Here is a 16,979-nt window from a genome sequence, read left to right as displayed (position 1 = left end):
ACCACTCCGTTGCGATTGCCGGCCAGCGCGCCTCAGCGGGCGAACTGGTAGTGGATGGACTCGGTGTCGGGGTCGGTGAGCGGGCTGCCGTTCCACAGCCAGTCGTAGGAAACGTCGGATTCGCCGTCGAACCGGCGCAGTTTCTCGTCGCGCTCGCGCTGCTCGGGACCGTCGGGCAGGTGGTAGAAGTCCATGTTCTGCAGCGAGGCGTCCTGGACCATGCCCGCGTGCTTGGCGCGCCGGTCCACGTAGCGGATCAAGGCGGCGTCGATCCCGTCGCGGGTGACGCGTCCCAGCTCCTCGGCCAGCACAGCGGCGTCTTCCATCGCCTGGGACGCGCCCTGTGCCTGGTACGGCAGCATCGCGTGGCACGCGTCGCCGAGCAGGGCGACCCGGCCGTCGACCCAGACCGGGTCACGGCGACGGCGGTACATCGCCCACACCGAGACGTCCTCGTCCTTCGCCTTGGCCAGCATCGTCGGTACCCGATCGTCCCAGTCGTGGTACTCCGCGGCGAGTTCGGCGGCGGTGGCCGGGCCGCTCCAGTCCCTGGCCACCGTTTCGGTGCACGGCACGATCGCGACCACGTTGAGGTACTCCCCGCCGCGGATCATGTAGTGCACCAGGTGTTTGTTGGGGCCGTACCAGATCGTGGAGTGGTACCGGTCGGACAGGAAGCGCGTGGCGGGGTCCTGCGCGATCAGGTCGCCGGAGATCAGGGCACGGTAGGCCATTTCGCCGGAGAACGCGAGGGTGTCGTCGAAGCCGGCGAGATCGCGCACCGAAGACCGGATGCCGTCCGCCCCGATCACGAGGTCGCCGGTGAACCGGCGTCCGTCGGCGGCGATCACGGCGGGCCGGTCCGGCACCGTCCGGTCGAGGTCGACCACCCGCGCGCCGGTCGCCACCCGCACCACCGGACCGGTCCCGTCGGGATCCAGGCAGGCGTCGAGCAGGACTCCGTGCAGGTCGGCGCGGTGGTAGTGCCAGTAAGGCGCGCCGTACTGGTCGGTCACGCGCCTGCCCAGCTCCAGCTGGGCGATGATGCTCCCGTCGGCCCAGCGACGGCGCACCTGGTCCTGCGGCTCCGTCCGCACCCGCTCGAGCCGGGCGCGCAGGCCGAGCCCGATGAGGATCCGGCTGGCGTTCGGCGCGGTCTGGATCCCCGCGCCGATCTCGCCCAGCGCCGGGGCGGCCTCGACCACGGTGACCCGCAAACCCCGCTGCCGCAGGGACAACGCCGCGCAGAGCCCACCGAGCCCGCCACCGACGACAACGACCTCAAACGACTGACTCGCGGCCATGCCCGCCTCCCGTCTTCGTCAACGCTTCCGCGCCACTGAGCAAGCTCCCCGCGCCGGGCACCCGGGGCTCGACCCCGAGTTCCGACAGGATCCGGAACGTCGTGGCCGTCGCCGCCGACAGGACCGGGATGCCGATCTCGTCCTCCACCGGCTGGATCGCGGGCAGCGACGGCATCTGCACACAGGCGGAGAGCACCAAAGCGTCCACATCGGACAGATTCAGTTTTCGATGGTGCTCTCGCAGCGCGGCGGGATCCAGCCGCGCCACGGCGAGGTTGTCCGGCACCTCGAGGGAAAGCGCGTCGGCGACCTCGAACCCGGCGTCCTCGAGGTAGTCCGCCACCGCCTTGGTCAACGGCTTCATGTACGGCGTGATGATCGCGATCTTGCGCGCGCCGAGCGCGCCGAGCCCGGACAGCAGCGCACCGGCACTGGAGACGACCGGCGATTCGCAGCCCTCTTCGCGCAGCACGCGTGTGATGTCGTCTTCGGCGGTGCAGTGATAACCCGGCCCCTGCGCCATGATCGCCACCAGGCAGGCGGTGGCGACCACGTCCGGCCGGGCGTCGGCGAGTTCGGCCGCCGCGCGTCCGGCCTGGGCGTTCATCGCCCGCAGCTGTTCGGGTTCGACATGCCGCATCCTGGCCCGCGCGGAATGGAAGACGAACCGGTCCCCCGGTTCCGCCTCTTCCCTGGCGCGCAGCATCCGCGGCAGCTCGGTCTCCATCGTGAGATTCGAGCTGGGGACGATCATCCCGATGTGGTGGTCGCTCATCGGCGGGCCGCCGGACGCATCTCGGCGACGGTCAGCTCACCGTTGTCGACGATCAGTTCGTCGTCCAGGTAAAGGGAATTGCCACGCATCGGGATGTCGAAGTGGCAAGGCGTGTCGTTCGGGCCGCCGAGCTCGTTGTTGGGGCCGATGGAGAACATGACGTTGCCGTAGAAACTCCGCAGTTCCATCCCCATCCCTCCGGGGAACTGGGTCAGGCCGTGCCAGTGCGCGCGTTCGTCGAGCCCCCAACCCACGTGGCTCATGCCGTAGCCGCGGGGATCGTCGAAGCTTTCGATGTAGGAGCGCAGCAGATCCGCGTCCAGCCCGGACGAACCGGCGCCGCCGCGGATGTCCCGGATGAAACCCTGTTCGATGGTGATCTCGACCGGGGTCTGTACGTAGGTGTTGAACGGCAGCAACACATCCCCCGGCGACAGCACGATCTTCCCGTCGACACCGTCGTCGGCGCCGCCGGTGAACACGAACGCCGCCGGCCAGTGGTCCCAGCGGCCGGGTGTGTCGGTGTAGCCGTACTCGGACAAGGTCGGGTACACGCCGAGCTGATACGTGACATCGGTACCCGCCGGGCTGGTGATGCGCATCGTGCCCGCCTTGGCGAGGAGTTCCGCGCCGATCTCCACCCGCTCGCGCAGTTCCTTCGTCGGCATGAGCCGGGCCAGCAGCTCGGGCGGCTCGACGGCGGTGAGGATCCGGGTACCGGCGTCCTGGATGGCGAACTGTTCCTTGCTGAACAACAGGAACGTGCAGTCGACCACCATGTCGACGCTCTTGAGCGCCTCGACCGCCAACGGGATGTTCCCGAGCCCCGAGTCGCCCACCGCCCACGCGCCCGCGGCGCTGACCGGCGAGGGCAGCCGCATGTGGTAGGCCGAGGCGCCCAGCTGCTGGGCGGCCCACAGGAAGGCGTCGGCGTACTCCGCGCGCTCACCACCGCGGGTCAGCACCACCACGGTCTCGCCCTCGTGCACCCCCGAGAACGTCAACTGGCGCAAGCAGATGTCGTTGAACAGGTTCCGGTCCATCCTCGACCACCTCCATATTGATCCGAGCACGTACTATCCGGGTACGCAAGACCTGCCTTCATCCGAACACGTACTATCCGGATACGCAAGAGGTGATAGCGGACAGATCTCGGCGGCCTTCCGGTGAGCGACCGTCCGGACACGTAGGATCACTTCGGGGCCCGGGCAGCGGGTGGAGCCGACAAGGAGAAGCGATGGGTGAATCGGCGCGTACGGGCAGGCTCAGGGACGACACGCCTGCCGTCACTCCCGCGCCACCCTCGGATCTGCTGGCGGCCCCCGGCTACGGCGCCCGGCGGTTGTACCAGGCCTACCTCGCCGCGTGGAACCGTCACGTGGACCCGGTGCTGACCGGCCCGCAGTTCGCGGTCCTGTCCGCGGTCCGCGCATACCCCGGCAGCGACCAGAGCTCACTGGCCGGCGCGGTCGCCCTGGACACCTCGACGATGGCCGACCTGTGCCGCAGGCTCGAGCGGCGAGGTCTCATCCGGCGCGTCGAATCCCCGCATGACGCGCGGCGCAAGCTGCTTTCGCTCACCGACGAGGGAAAGTCGGTCTTGACCCAGGTGAACCGCCGCGCCCGCAGGCTGGACAAGGCCCTCCTCGACGGCGACGACGACATCGACATGGCGGCACTGCTCAACCGGCTCGGCGCCCGCTGGGAGCGGATCGCCGAGGTCGACAAACTGCGCTGACCATCGGGGCACCGGCGATCAAGGGCGCGCCTTCGAGTACCGCTCGTAGTGCAACACGGAGTCGAGCGGGAGCCGTTCCCGCCAGCCGTGCCGTTCCAGATCCGGGACCGTCGGCAGGTCCCGCACCGGGCCGACGCACAGCCACGCCACCGGACGCACGTGTCCGGGCAATCCCACCAGCTCGCGCAAATACTCTTCGCGGTAGAAGCTGACCCATCCGACGCCGAGCCCTTCGGCGGTCGCCGCCAGCCAGAGGTTCTGAATGGCCAGGCACACCGAGTACAGGCCGGCGTCGGCGATCGCGTGCCTGCCCAGGACGTCCGGCGCGCCGCGCGACGGGTCGTAGCCGACCACGATTCCCGCGGAAGACGCCACGATCCCCTCGATCTTGATCGGCGCGAACACACGAGCCCTCTCGGCGTCCAACCGGCCTTCGAAGACTTCGCGTTCGGCCAGCACGTGCTCACGAAACCTCTTCCGAGTGTCCACATCGGACACGACGACGAAATCCCAAGGCTGGGACAGGCCGACGCTCGGTGCGGCGTGCGCCGCGCTCAGCACGCGACGCAGTACCTCCGCCGGGATCGGCTCCCCGGTGAATTCGCCCCGGGTATCCCGGCGCCGGAAGATGGTCTCGTACAACGAACGGTCGTCTGTGTCACGCGTCATGAGCCATGATCATGCCCGACCGCCGGGTTGGCCACCAACGGGATAGCGGCTCTTTCCGTTCCTTTCCCTTGCGATAAAGGGATTTCTGTTCGTCTTACCCCGAAAAATGTTGTGGCGAGCGAAATACCGGCTCTACCCTTCTTCCGTCAGGGGATTGCGAGGGGATGCCGTGGATTTCCGGGTACTGGGGCCGGTCCGGCTGCACGTGCGCGGGCAGGCCGTCGCCATCGGCGAGCCGCGCAGGCAGGCCGTCCTCGCCGTGCTGCTGCTCGACGCGGGTCGCACCGTCGGCGTCGACATCCTGATCGACCGCGTCTGGGGCGAATCGCCGCCCGACCAGGTGCGTCGTTCCCTGCAGGCCCACATCACCCGGATCCGGCGCGCGCTGGAACAGGCCGATCCCGGCGGCGCGCGGGTGACCAGGGATCCCGGCGGCTACCGTCTCGTCGCCCGGCCCGAACAGGTCGACGTCTTCCGGTTCCGGCGCCTTCTCCGCGAGCACCCGGCCGATGTCACCGGGCTGAGCGCGGCACTCGAACTCTGGGAAGGTGAGCCGCTGGCCGGGCTGCGCGGCGACTGGGCCGAACGCACGCGCCGGACCCTGCGGCAGGAGTACACGGCGGCGGTCGTCGCGTGGGCCGACGCCAAGATCCGTGATGGCGACGCGGCGGCGACGCTCCCCCGGCTGACCGAACTCACGGAGGAACAGCCGTTCCAGGAGCCCGCCGCGGCGGCGTTGATGCGGGCGCTGTACGCCGTGGGCCGCGGTGCCGACGCGCTCACTCACTACCAGCGGGTTCTCCGCGCGCTACGCGAAGAACTGGGCGCCGACCCCGGACCGGAGCTCGCCGCCGTGCACGAGGCGGTACTGCGCCACGACCTGCCGACGGCGGGAGCCGCCCAGGTTCCAGTACCCGCCCAGCTGCCCGCCGACGTCGCGGCGTTCACCGGCCGGGCCGGTGTGCTGGCCGAACTGGACCGGCTCGCCGACGGCACCGGCGAAGAACCGGTCCTCGTCTGCCTCACCGGGACGGCCGGGGCGGGCAAGACCGCGACCGCCGTGCACTGGGGTCACCGGGTCCGGGACCGCTTTCCGGACGGGCAGCTGTACCTGGATCTCTGCGGCTATGCCCCCGGCGAGCCGATGCGTTCTTCCGACGCGCTGGCCGCCCTCCTGTCCGCGCTGCTGCCCGAAGGCACGCGGATGCCGCCCGGGCAGGCGGAACGCGCGGCCCGGTTCCGTACCGAGGTGGCGGGCAGGCGGATGCTCGTCATGCTGGACAACGCGGCGACGCTCGAACAGATCCGGCCCCTGCTCCCCGGCACGCACACCTGCGCAGTGGTGGTCACCAGCCGCGATTCGTTGGCCGGGCTGGTCGCGCTCCACGGCGCCCACCGGATCGACGTGGACCGGTTGTCCGTGGCCGACGCGTCCGCTCTGCTCCGGCGGCTGATCGGCAGCCGGGCCGACGCCGAACCGGAGGCCACCACCGAGCTGGCCGAACGGTGCGTCCGGCTGCCACTCACCTTGCGCCTGGCGGCCGAACTCGCCGTCTCCCGGCCCGCCACCCCGCTCTCCCGGCTGGTCGGCGAACTGCGGGCCGCCCAGCAGACCTTGAAGCTGCTCAGTTCCGGCGACGATCAGCGGGCGGCGGTGCGAGCGGTGTTCTCGTGGTCGCTGCGGCAGCTCAGCGAAGACACCATCCGAGCGTTCGCCCTCCTCGGCAGACATCCGGCGCCCATGTTCGACTCATACGCTTTGGCCGCGCTGACCGGCCGTTCCTTCGACGAGGCCCGCGCCGCACTGGACGCCCTCGCCCGCGCGCATCTGGTACACCCCACCGGCATCGACCGCTATGGCATGCACGAACTGCTGAAGGCGTACGCCGCGGAGATCGAGAGCGACGAGCCCGCGGCGCTGGACCGGGTCTGCGGCTACTACCTAGCCACCATCGCCGCGGCGATGGATCGTCTCTACCCCGCCGAAGCCAACCGCCGCCCGTCGGTCGCGTCACCGGAGAGCGCGATGCCCGCGTTCGACGACGCCGACAGCGCGCGGGACTGGCTGGACGCCGAACTGCCCGCCGTCCAGGCGCTCGCCGCGCTCGGCAGACCCGAACACGCGGTGACGCTGTCCGCGCTGCTGTTCCGCTACCTCGACGGGCATCACGAGACGGCGGCGCTGGCCGTCCACGGACATGCCAGGAAGGCCGCCCGCGCCATCGGTGACCTCGCCGCCGAAGCGGACGCGCTGGTCGCCGTCGGCGGGCTCCACATGCAAGCGGGCAGAACCGTGCCCGCCGCCTCGGACATGTGGGCGGCGTACGCCTTGTTCGGCGAGGCCGGGAACCCGCTCGGCCAGGCACGCGCGCTGGGAAACGTCGGAATGATCGAGGAGAGCGCCGGACGCTACCGGCGGGCCGCCGACTACTACACCCGCGCGCTGGCCCTGTTCCACCGTCTCGGCGACCTGACCGGTCAGGCTCATCAGCTCACCCGGCTGGGTACCGTCGAAGCCCGGATCGACCGCCGGGAAGAGGGAGTTGAGCACCTTCGGCAGGCGATGGCACTGCATCGCCAGGCGGGTCATCGCTTCGGCGAGGCTTGGGTGAAGATCGGTCTCGGGGAGCTCGCCGCAAACGAAGGCGGGGCGGCCGATTCCCGCCGCCTGCACGCCGAAGCCGCGGCTTTGTTCGGCGAACTCGGCCACCGGGGCAGCGAGGCGTGGGCCATCGACGGGCTCGGGCGGGCCGAAGCGTTGGACGGCCGCCCGGTCGTCGCGGCCGCCCACCATCGTCAGGCGCTCGACCTGTTCCGGCGGCACGGCGGCCGCGACGGGGAATCGTGGGCACTCAACGGGCTCGGCGAAGCCTGCCTGGCCTGCGGCTACCCGGACACGGCCGGGGCGAACCACGCGGAAGCCCTGGCCGTGGCGACCCGGTACGGCTGCCCCGAACAGATCGCGCGCGCCCACCGCGGACTCGCCCGAACCGCGTCCGATCCGGAAACCGTCCGCGACCACTACGAACGCGCGATCGTGGGCTACGCCGAACTGGGCCTTCCCGCCGCGGAGCGCACCAAGGCGGAATTCGCCGAGCTCGCCCTGTCCTAAGTGGACAGGCGCGGCGTTGCCGGTCAGGTCGTGAGTGGTAAGTGTCGTTAGGGCCGAGGGTGTCTTAGGTACCTACTGAATGTGGCGGCCAGGTGGTCGCGTAGTCCGTGAAGGCCTCCTTGCCTACCCTGAAGGTAGGGAAGGAGGCCTTCACGGACAAGGGCGAGCGAGCGCGGCGGTGGCCTGGTGGGTCACCTCTCGTGAGTGGTAAGTGTCGTTAGAACGACACTTACCACTCACGACCCCACGCGGAACTGCACACATGGGACATTCTGCGCCGATCCCCTGCCTCCATACGTTTGCCTTCCCCCTCACCAGGTGAGCACGTCGGCAAAGATCAAGGGATCTCGTAGAACTTGTCGTAGTGGCCCGGCGCGTAATAGAACTTGCCGTTGTCGTCCTTGACGATGCGGTCCGGCTTCGGCCGCTGGTTCTCCGGCAACGGCTTTCCGTTGAAGTCCGTGTACTGGTCGGCGTCCCGGATGGGTTTGTTGTCGTACCGCGGTGTCGGGTGGACGTCGAATTCGTAGTACTTGCCGTCGTACGGTTTCATCGGCTTCCCGTCCGGGCCGAGCGGCTGTGCGGCGGGATTCTTGCCGTCGCTCGTCTTGCCGTTGTGCGGCAACCGGCCCTCGTTCCCGAACTTGCCGCCGGCCTGGCCGTGGTTCCCGTAGATCCTGCCGCCCCAGGTCGAGCCGGGACCGGGGGTGGGCTTGTTCCCCAAGCCCAGCGAGTTGAGCTTGTTGTCGTCCACACTGTTGTGCCAGGCGCCGAACTGGCCGCTGTCCTTGTGGTCGCGGATCCACTGTTTCATCTTGAGCGCCGCGTCCTTCTGCGCCTGGGTCAGCTCGTCGAACTTCCCGAGGTTCGGGGAAAGCCCGGGCGGCTGCTCGGGTTGCGGCTTGGAATTCTTCCCCTTGCCGCCACCCCCGCCGCCGCGGGTGCCGCTGTATTCGCCGCCGCCCGGTTTCGGGCCGCGGGGTTTCCCGGCCGGACCGGTCTTGCCCGCGTCGATCTTGCGGAGCGCCTTCTCCGCCTCGGCGAAGATGTTCTTCGCCTTCTTCATCAACGGCGCGAGCGCGCTCATCGCCTTGACCAGTTTGGTGACGACGGTGGCGATCTTGGACGCCGTCTTCGCGATGGCGGCCGTGACCTGGGGCAGCACCCAGGTCATGCCGAGGCCGAGCGTCGCCAGTACCTGTAGGGCCCAGCTGATCAGCCTGCCGATCAGTTCGGCGATCGTGTCGCGGACCAGGGTGCGGACCGCGGTGACCACCTCGCCGCCGATCCTGGTACCGGACGACGCGCCGCCGGCGGCCTGCTGGCAGGCGCCGATCAGCGCCGCGACGTCCGCTCCCCGCGAGCGGTAGGCGTCGCCCGCGGCGCCGACCCAGTTCGCGGTTTCGGCGACGACCATCGCGTCGAGGTCGGCACTGATCGAGCCGAGTTCACCGGCCACGTTCTGCCAGGTTTCGGCGTGCGCGGCGATCTCGTCCGGTGCTCCGGCGAGGGCGTCGAGCGCCTCCTTGAGCGGTCCGACGTGCTCCATCAGCCAGCCGACCCCGGCGGCGAGGATGGTGCCGAACGGGTCGAGGGCGGCGGACACCGCGTCCATCGCGGTGCCGACCGCGCCGACGGCGACGGACGCCCAGTCACCGCTTTCGATCGACGCCTTGAGCTCGGTCGCGGACTCGAGCAAGGGAACGCCGGACACCGCGGTGGTGGAATCCTTCGGTGTGGCGACGAGCGGGTTGGTCATCGCTGGGCCTTCTCCATCGGCGTCGTCGGGATCGCGGCCTCGTACTGCTTGAACATGTCGACACCGGCGGCGTCCTGCTCGGAGTAGGACTTTTCGGCCGTGCGCAGGTTGGCGGCGGTCGCCTTCACGCCGTCGATCGCGGCCTTGATCGAGTCGATCGTCTTCTCCTCCGCCGGATTGATGAACGGCGGCACGAACGCGCAGATCAGACCGTAGGCCTCATCCGACATGGCCGCGGTGTTCGCCGCCGCCAGCACGGTGCCCAGCCGGTCGGCGATCCCGTCGACGTTGGCCGCGTGCTTGCCGATTTCGGCCGGTACGACCTGAAAACTCATTTATCATCCCTTCGAGGGGCCGGGGCATCCACGCGGACACGATGCCAGCCGCCCGCCGCCCGTGTGCGGGCTCTGTGCGGACGGACAAGGTTCCTTGCCCGAAAGGGCACTATCTACTGTGGACAGACGAACGGGGTCAGCAGGCGGAGCAGTTCCCCGGGCTTGTCCAGCGGGATGATGTGGCCGCAGTCCCGCAGCAGATGAGCGGTGAGGTCATCGGCGACGGGCCGCACTTGCTGTTCCAGCGCGCGGCCCACCGGATGGGCACCGATCGTCATCGTGGGCATGGTGAGACGGCCGGCCGCGACCGCCTCGCCGATCTGGTGCGCGGTGGCCGGCATGGCGCGGTAGTAGGAGAAGGCGCAGCGCAAGGATTCCCGCCCGGTGTAGGCGTCGACGAAGGCGTCGCGGATCACCGGCGCCACCCCGCGCCCGAGGGTGCCCGAGGCGAGAAACCAGTCGATGTACTCCGCCTCGTGTCCGATCAGGACCGTTTCGCCGAGCCCGGGAACGGCGTGGAAGCCGAACCACCATGGCGGGCCGCCGGCGAGGAAGTCCTCGGCGCCGGGCAGTGTGCCCAGCAGCGACTCCATCAGGACGAGCCGCCGCACCAGATCCGGCCGCCTCAGGGCGAGCAGGAACGCGACCGGAGTGCCGGCGTCGATGGCGACCACGGCCGCGCCGGGTTCGTCGAGCGCGCCGAGAACGCCTTCGACGTCCGTGGCCAGCGTGCTCGCGTCGTAGCCCTCGGCGGCACGGGTGCTGGCGCCGAGCCCGCGCAGATCAGGGGCGATGATCCGGTGGCGCTCGGCGAGCGGGCCGATGATCTCGCTCCAGAGCCGCCAGGTGTGCGGGAAGCCGTGCAGCAGCAGGACCGCGGGCCCACTGCCCGCGATGGCCACGTTGACCTGGATGCCGTTGACGGTGATTCGTCGTGATGTGGGCACGTCGCCTCCGTGGTGGTTACCATTGGTTACCAGAAAACCGTAGGTAACTTCCGCGATGCCGCCAAGACGGCACTTTCCCCACAGGTGGTGAGCTCCAGGTGACCACACGGCGCGGTGATCTGTTCGACCCCGACTGCCCGACCCGCCGTCTGCTGGACCGCATCGGGACGAAATGGACGTCGATGGCGGTCAAGGTCCTCGCGGAGGCGTCTCCGCACGAGGTGCGTTTCGCCGAGCTGCGGCGCCGGATCCCCGGCGTGTCCCAGAAAATGCTGTCGGTGACCTTGCACAGCCTGGTCCGTGACGGCCTCGTCGTCCGCCGGGTGGAGCCCACCGTGCCGCCCCGGGTGCACTACGCGCTGACCGATCTGGGCCGGTCACTGGACGTCCCGCTGGCGGCGCTCCGGAACTGGGCCGAAGAGCACATGTCACGGATCGACGAGGCGAACGCGATCAGCGACGCCTCGGCTCAGAGCGGCTCCAGATAGGACCGGCCGGACCAGTCGTCGTCCTCTTCGTCGTCACGAGCCCGCCGGGCAGGCGTAGGCGTGCCCGGCGCCAGCGCGGCCAGCTCCTCCAGCTCGGCGACCTCGTCGTCGACGTCCAAAGTGGCCAGTTCGCCGACCTGCCGCTCGAAGGAAGACCAGGCTTCGGCGCCGAGGCGTTGCCGTTCCTCGGCGGGCAACGCGTCGAGGAGCTTCCACCAGCCGCGCGCTTCCTGGACGAACTCGTCCAGGATCGGGCCATGGGCCAGCAGTTCGTGCGGCCGCCGCCGCCCGGCGAGCACCTCACCGGCGAAATCCCCGGCGGCGCCGCCGGTCGCCGCCAGCAACCGCATCACCGTCTGCCGCGCCCGCTCACCCTGCTCGGAATCGAACGGGCCCGTCACAACAGCACCCGCTTGCCCTTGGCGGGACACTCGGCGTCCCGGTGCTCGTAGTTCTCCGGCCACTGCGGAGGATCGCCCATCGCGATGGTGGCTTCCAGCAGCTCGTCGAGGGTCTTCTGCCCGGCGAACGAGTGCGCCAGCCCGAGCGCGGCGCTGATCAGCGTCTGGATCGCGCCGACGATCTCGTCGAAGGACAGCACCAGGTGGATGATGTCCCGGATCTTGGCGTCCTTCACGATGTTCACGAACTTGCCGCCGCGACCGATGTAGCTCAGCACTTCGCCGATCACCTCCGCCGTCCGGACTCCTCTTTCCAGCCCGAGTTTCCGGCCCTTCGTGAGGATCAACAGCACGATGTCGATCGCCGAGCTGTAGCCGTGCCGGATCTCCTGCATCAGGTGGTAGGCGAGCTTCGCCAGCGCCTGGATCGCGCGGCACGCGCCGCGGAAGTACTGCGCCAGCTGCAGCACGCAGGCACGGTAGGCGGCCAGCCAGTTCTTCGCCCGGTCGGCGGCCTCCCCCGACCACACCCCCTCGATCCCGAACCGGCCCTGATTGATGTTCGCCGCGATGTTCTCCAGACCGGTCGCGGCGTCGTTGTAGAGCACCGCCTGCTCCTGCAGCACGGTCCAGTCGCCGACGAGCAGATCCGCGGTCATGGTGATGAAGTCCTTGTCGGACCCGGTGAGGATCTTGATCACCTCGGCGACGTCGCCCAGCGACCCACCGAGATCGAGAAGTTCCTGGCGTTCCTGTTCGGCCTTCACCGGCCACCAGGCCGGGTCCTTGACCGCCTCCGGATCGGGTCCGCCGTAGCCCACCGGGACGGCGTCGCGGAACAACGCGGCCCCCACCGGGTCGCGCACCTCGTCCGCCGGGACCCGCGCGGCGTCCGGCTCCGGGTTCAGCCGGTCCAGCAACTCCGCCGCCCGCGCGTCCACCACGCCGTACCAGTGCGCCACGCAGCGCAGTTCGTGCCCGCCGCCCGCCGCGAGATCGGCCGTGAACCTCGACTGGCTCAACGCCGCGCGCTGCCACTCGTCCAGCTTCGGCCAGGCCGCGGCCAGGAAACCCTCACCGCGTTCGGTGTCGAACCCCGCTCCCGCACCGACCAGCCGGTCGAACCACTGGCGGTAGCTGTCCGCTCCCGCGGCCGCCCGCAGGACCAGATCGCCGAGCGCGCGCACCGCGGCCGGCTCGACGAAGAACCCCTGCCCCATTCGTCCCCCTCGTACTCCGGAAGTGCCCCTTCGACGTTCCTGAAGTTTGACAGGTTGCCGCGAAATGTCACATCACTGGAATGGAGTAGCACGTGCTCTGGTGCGACACTGGCCCAGATACGGGCGAAAGGAGTAGGCACTGTCTCGGCAAACGGCTCGAAACTGGCTGTCCGAGCGGCGCCGGAGCGGCTTGAGCGTCGTGTTCGCGCTGCTCGTCGCCGCGTCGGCGATCGCGTTCGGCGACGACGTGCTGTCGATCGCTTCGGTGGACGGCGGTGTCCTGGTCCTCCTGGCCTACCTCGTCGGCTATCTGGTCGTGACGGTGGCCGCGTTCGGCGCGGCGACTTCGGAGCAGATCCATGACTGGGCGCGCCGGGAGAGCCGCGGCACGTTCGTGCAGCGCTACGTCTTCGGCACGGCGCCCGGGCCGGGAGTGTCGATCTTCATCGCCGCGGCCGCCCTCGCGGTGGCGATCGTGTGGATGCCCGGGCTGGGTGGCGAGAGCCTGCCGGCGGGCATACGCGTCGGGGTGGCGGTGGCCCTGGTCGTCGTCGCGTGGATCTGTGTCCTCGTGTCCTTCGCGATCGCCTACCACGCGGACAACGTGGTCGAAGAGGGAAAGGCGTTGCGGTTCCCCGGCGACGGATCCGCCGAATGGTCCGACTACATCTACTTCGCGGTGTCCGTGATGACGACGTTCGGGACGACCGACGTGGACGTCGTCTCCCGGGAGATGCGCCGGACGGTGACGACGCACGGGATCATCGCCTTCGTGTTCAACACGGTGACCGTGGCGGCGGTCGTGTCGACCTTGAACGGCGGCTGAGGCCTCAACCGAGCCGGAGCAGGATCGGGCTGCCGGTGACGGTGACGTCGGCACCGGGTTCGATCGGCCGGCTGGTGCCGTCGAGCTGTTCGACGGAGGTGGTGCCCTGCGCCGCCGGGATCCGATCTGCTCGGTCGATGGTCCACCAGATCAGGAAATTCCGGCCGCCCTGGTCGAAGCGGCACTGCCAAAGATGGTCGGGCAGCCCGGCCGCGCGCCCTTGCCCGCAGGAGTGGATCCGGCTTCCCCGCAACCACTGGTTCAGGCGTTCGACGTGGTTCGCCGCCTTCGTTCGCGGACCGCCGACGGGCTGCAGCACGATGGGTATCTTGGCGCTGCCCCAGTTGTAGAAGTACATCCGGCGGTATTGCGCGTACAGCCCGGAGAGGAAGAACCGGACCGCGTGCCGCGCGCCCCGATCGGCGTCCACAGGCTGTTGCCTGTTCACGTCGTAGGCCGAGCCGGTGCTCCACAGCCTGATGCCGACACCGGCCTCGTGCAGTGCCTTCTCGATCTCCTGCGCCAAGGGAAGCATCGTCTCCGGCGGGTCGGAATCGTTGCGGGGAGACAGTTTCACCGCGGCGGCGGCGCAATGGTCATAGCCGCCGAGGTTGGCGAACTGGCGCAACTTGTCGAACGCCGCGGGATCCCAGAGCTCGCCCATGGACGGGCACACCACGGTGGCGGCCGGGTCTGCGGCCTTGATCGCCCGACTCGCCAGCCGCGTCATCTCCACCAGTACGGCCATCGAACCGGAGAAGGAGTCCTGATGATTGGCCAGGTCCCACAGCTCGTAGGCGCCGATCCGGCCCCGGTACTGCTCGGCGACGACGCGCACGAACCGTGCCCAGTCCGCGAGGTCGTCGGGCGGGCCGGTGCGAGAGTCGTCGGTGAAGACGGATTTCGGGCTGTTCGGGCTCGCCCAGGACGGGGTGCCGCCGAAGGTCAGGATCACCGGAAGACCCGCACCGCGGGCGCCGGTCACGAGCCGGTCGAGTGTCTTCCAGTCGTAGCGGCCGCGGGCGGGCTCCAGGTTCTGCCACCGGGTGCGGGTGTTCCACAACCGGACGGATCCGACGCCGAACGACGGCATCTGCCCGGTGTTGGAATTCGCCGTCACCCCGACGAATTCCGGCTCGATCGCGCGGGGCGCGTTCGTCCACATCGACGCCTGGACGGCGGGCGCCGTGACGGGATCCTGCCGGTCCGGCGGATTCGCCATGGCGCCTCCGGCGAGGAGGACGACCGCGAGGACCGCGACGAGCGCGACCTTGGTCAGAGGCCGCCTCCGGCCGGGCACGGCCACGTCGGTGTCCCGGATGACGGGGTCCGTGCCGGGGGTGTCCTGAACCGTTGCGCCGCCCAGGTCCGCGCGTTCCCATGCCCGGTACAGTCTCGCGAGCTCCTCCCGGCTCGCGCCGCACGCCGTCGCGATCGCCTCGACCGGCGCGAACGTCGCGGGAACACTCCGCCCCGTGCAGTAGCGGTGCACGGTCGACCGGCTCGAATGCACCTTGCGTCCGAGTTGCTCGTAGCTCAGCCCGCTCCGCTGTTTGTGCTCGGTGAGAAGTGCCGCCAGCGTGGCAGCCGCCTCACTCGCCATACCCCTGAGCCCCCTCCGCGCCCCGTGCCTGGCCCGAGAACAGTGTCCCATCGCGGGCCTCGCACCGCGCGAATTCGTGAGATCACGTCTCCCGGCCCGGCGTCGCCGCAGGTCAGAGCGGAGGTTTCATCCCAGCCTCCCATTCCGGCCGGTTTCGCTTGCCACGGTGTCCCGCGAGTGGAGAACGTGGTCCCCGGCAGCACATCCGGCCATGGGGAGGGAATCGGAATGAAACCGCACAGGACGACCGCGTCCGGAGGGAAGTCACGTCCACGGCTCGGCGCACTGGCGGGCGCGCTGCTGGTGGCGGCGGCGACCGGCGTCCCGGCCGCCGCCGCGTCCGCGCCGCCGAAGCTGACCACCCGGGCGGACTTCAACACCCCGGGCGGCGGCCAGATCGTCGAACACCTCGAGAAGCTGATCCGCGGCGCGCCCGGGAACTCGACGATCAGGACCGCGCAGTTCCTTCTGCGGGACGCGCCGATCACGGACGCGCTCGCGGACGCCGCGGAGCGCGGAGTGCACGTCCAGGTCCTGGTCGACGGAGGGACGACGGACCACCCGAACTACCAGGAGATGAAGAACCGGCTCGAGAAGACCGGCGACGGGAATTCGTGGGCCAAGCACTGCAAGAGCAGCCGAGGGTGCAACGGCGGCAACGTGATGCACAACAAGTTCTTCCTGTTCGATCGGACGCTGGGCGCGTCCGCGGTGGTCGCGACCGGCTCGGCCAACTTCAGTTAGAACACGACGGGCGGCAAGGGCGGCTGGAACAGCTACTACACCGACGTCGGCAATGCCGGCCTGTTCGCCAGGTACAACGACTACTTCGCCGACCTGCGCAAAGTCGCGGACGGAGGCACGGCGAACCCCGACTACTACGAAGCCAACCCGCCCGTCGTCACCGGCAACACCAAGAGCTACTTCTACCCGCGGCTCAAGGACGCGGGCAACGACACCGTCGAGAACTCCTTGAAGGAGGTCGGCTGCTCGGCGGAGAAGAGCAAGATCCGCATCGGGGTATGGTCACTCACCCGGACGAAGATCATCGAACGGCTGCGAGTCCTGGCCGCGCAAGGTTGCTCGGTGGACATCGTCGCGTTGCGGATGACGGCGGGCTCGTGCGAAAAGCTGATGCAGGGGAAGCCGGACCGAGTGCGGCTTCGTGGTTTCAAAGCCGGGAACGAGGCCGGTATCCACGAGAAGAACATGATGATCGAGGGCGATTATCTGAAGCCGGGCACCAAGGTCGTCTTCACCGGGAGCCACAACTTCAACAACCCGTCGTTGCACGAGAACGACGAGAACGTCATCCGGATCTTGAACGACAACGCGATCTACGAGAGTTTCGTGAAGAACTTCGAGCAGGTGGCCGATGCCACCGACCAGGAGATCAAGTCGCCCGGGGACTGCGTGAAGATGGTGCCGCCCAACGATCCTGACGCCGCCGAAGGGTGACGAACGGGGAGCCGACGCACCGTCCGGGTTAGGGCCAAGGGTGTTTCAGGTAGCTACGCGGTCCGTTGTGTCGTGAAGGCCCCCTTCCTTACGCCTAGGTACAGGAAGGGGGCCTTCATGTACTGCAGGGGCGAGCAAGCGCCGGAACGTGGTGGGGCACGTCTCGTGAGTGGCGTTTCGGGTTAGAGCCCGAAACGCCACTCACGACCCCGTATCCGACCGGGGCTGAAGGCTCCCTTCACCGCATCGGACCTGGATCCACCGATGTTTGTGGTGAGTTGATCGTGTCGTAGGCGCGCAGATGCCCTCTGACTTGGGACGATTGGTCTTGCGACAGAACAATT

16 protein-coding genes are annotated in these 16,979 nt (G+C 69.1%); 6 read left to right on the top strand and 10 right to left on the bottom strand.

From position 1 onward, the window contains the following. Positions 1–32 precede the first annotated feature (32 nt). Genes ACIRGA_RS34795 through ACIRGA_RS34785 form a run of 3 tightly spaced genes read right to left on the bottom strand, consistent with a single transcriptional unit; the run spans position 33 to position 3,122 of the window. Entirely contained in the window at positions 33–1,304 is a 1,272-nt protein-coding gene (locus ACIRGA_RS34795) for an FAD-dependent monooxygenase (RefSeq protein ID WP_400949542.1), read from the bottom strand. Continuing rightward, the gene (locus ACIRGA_RS34790; RefSeq protein WP_400949539.1) at positions 1,282–2,079 is read right to left on the bottom strand and encodes an Asp/Glu racemase; all 798 of its coding nucleotides are present in this window, start codon (positions 2,077–2,079) and stop codon (positions 1,282–1,284) included. Before ACIRGA_RS34790 ends, ACIRGA_RS34795 begins: the two co-directional genes overlap by 23 nt. Further along, entirely contained in the window at positions 2,076–3,122 is a 1,047-nt protein-coding gene (locus tag ACIRGA_RS34785) for a hypothetical protein (protein WP_016335108.1), read from the bottom strand. The genes ACIRGA_RS34790 and ACIRGA_RS34785 overlap by 4 nt, the downstream gene beginning before the upstream one ends. 194 nt (positions 3,123–3,316) lie before the next feature. Between ACIRGA_RS34785 and ACIRGA_RS34780 the strand changes: the two genes are divergently transcribed. Next, entirely contained in the window at positions 3,317–3,817 is a 501-nt protein-coding gene (locus ACIRGA_RS34780) for a MarR family winged helix-turn-helix transcriptional regulator (RefSeq protein ID WP_400949535.1), read from the top strand. An 18-nt stretch (positions 3,818–3,835) separates the two neighbouring features. On the opposite strand, the gene bluB is transcribed toward ACIRGA_RS34780, so the two are convergent. After that, complete coding sequence (gene bluB / locus ACIRGA_RS34775; protein WP_400949532.1) at positions 3,836–4,486, bottom strand: 5,6-dimethylbenzimidazole synthase; 651 nt, start codon at positions 4,484–4,486, stop codon at positions 3,836–3,838. Positions 4,487–4,655: 169 nt separating this feature from the next. On the opposite strand from bluB, the gene ACIRGA_RS34770 reads away from it, so the two are divergent. Then, on the top strand, positions 4,656–7,598 hold the full coding sequence (locus ACIRGA_RS34770) for a BTAD domain-containing putative transcriptional regulator (RefSeq protein WP_400949529.1): 2,943 nt from the start codon (positions 4,656–4,658) through the stop codon (positions 7,596–7,598). 337 nt (positions 7,599–7,935) lie between these two features. On the opposite strand, the gene ACIRGA_RS34765 is transcribed toward ACIRGA_RS34770, so the two are convergent. From ACIRGA_RS34765 to ACIRGA_RS34755, 3 genes are all read right to left on the bottom strand, one after another. After that, on the bottom strand, positions 7,936–9,357 hold the full coding sequence (locus ACIRGA_RS34765; RefSeq protein WP_400949527.1) for a WXG100 family type VII secretion target: 1,422 nt from the start codon (positions 9,355–9,357) through the stop codon (positions 7,936–7,938). Then, a complete protein-coding gene (locus ACIRGA_RS34760) occupies positions 9,354–9,692 on the bottom strand; it encodes a type VII secretion target (RefSeq protein WP_400949524.1) in 339 nt (112 codons plus the stop codon). Before ACIRGA_RS34760 ends, ACIRGA_RS34765 begins: the two co-directional genes overlap by 4 nt. Positions 9,693–9,805: 113 nt before the next feature. Next, complete coding sequence (locus tag ACIRGA_RS34755; RefSeq protein WP_400949522.1) at positions 9,806–10,639, bottom strand: alpha/beta fold hydrolase; 834 nt, start codon at positions 10,637–10,639, stop codon at positions 9,806–9,808. A 98-nt stretch (positions 10,640–10,737) separates the two neighbouring features. Between ACIRGA_RS34755 and ACIRGA_RS34750 the strand changes: the two genes are divergently transcribed. Further along, positions 10,738–11,127 carry a winged helix-turn-helix transcriptional regulator gene (locus tag ACIRGA_RS34750; protein WP_400949519.1) on the top strand — a complete coding sequence of 130 codons (390 nt, stop codon included), beginning with the start codon at positions 10,738–10,740 and terminating at the stop codon, positions 11,125–11,127. Here ACIRGA_RS34750 and ACIRGA_RS34745 read toward each other — a convergent pair. Then, a complete protein-coding gene (locus tag ACIRGA_RS34745) occupies positions 11,109–11,528 on the bottom strand; it encodes a hypothetical protein (RefSeq protein WP_400949517.1) in 420 nt (139 codons plus the stop codon). The two genes, ACIRGA_RS34750 and ACIRGA_RS34745, sit on opposite strands and share 19 nt — an antisense overlap. Further along, complete coding sequence (locus tag ACIRGA_RS34740) at positions 11,525–12,748, bottom strand: hypothetical protein (RefSeq protein WP_400949515.1); 1,224 nt, start codon at positions 12,746–12,748, stop codon at positions 11,525–11,527. Before ACIRGA_RS34740 ends, ACIRGA_RS34745 begins: the two co-directional genes overlap by 4 nt. Before the next feature lie 199 nt (positions 12,749–12,947). On the opposite strand from ACIRGA_RS34740, the gene ACIRGA_RS34735 reads away from it, so the two are divergent. After that, positions 12,948–13,574, top strand: a complete 627-nt coding sequence (locus tag ACIRGA_RS34735; RefSeq protein ID WP_400949600.1) for a DUF1345 domain-containing protein — start codon at positions 12,948–12,950, stop codon at positions 13,572–13,574. 4 nt (positions 13,575–13,578) lie between these two features. Here ACIRGA_RS34735 and ACIRGA_RS34730 read toward each other — a convergent pair whose 3' ends face one another. Continuing rightward, a complete protein-coding gene (locus tag ACIRGA_RS34730; protein WP_400949513.1) occupies positions 13,579–15,177 on the bottom strand; it encodes a helix-turn-helix domain-containing protein in 1,599 nt (532 codons plus the stop codon). 228 nt (positions 15,178–15,405) lie between these two features. Between ACIRGA_RS34730 and ACIRGA_RS34725 the strand changes: the two genes are divergently transcribed. Then, complete coding sequence (locus ACIRGA_RS34725) at positions 15,406–15,921, top strand: phospholipase D-like domain-containing protein (RefSeq protein ID WP_400949511.1); 516 nt, start codon at positions 15,406–15,408, stop codon at positions 15,919–15,921. Positions 15,922–16,149: 228 nt separating this feature from the next. Continuing rightward, entirely contained in the window at positions 16,150–16,635 is a 486-nt protein-coding gene (locus ACIRGA_RS34720; protein ID WP_400949508.1) for a phospholipase D-like domain-containing protein, read from the top strand. The last annotated feature ends 344 nt before the right edge of the window (positions 16,636–16,979 follow it).

Source organism: Amycolatopsis sp. NPDC102389 (genome assembly GCF_044765885.1).
Taxonomy (GTDB): domain Bacteria; phylum Actinomycetota; class Actinomycetes; order Mycobacteriales; family Pseudonocardiaceae; genus Amycolatopsis.
This window is presented reverse-complemented; position numbering and strand designations above follow the sequence as displayed.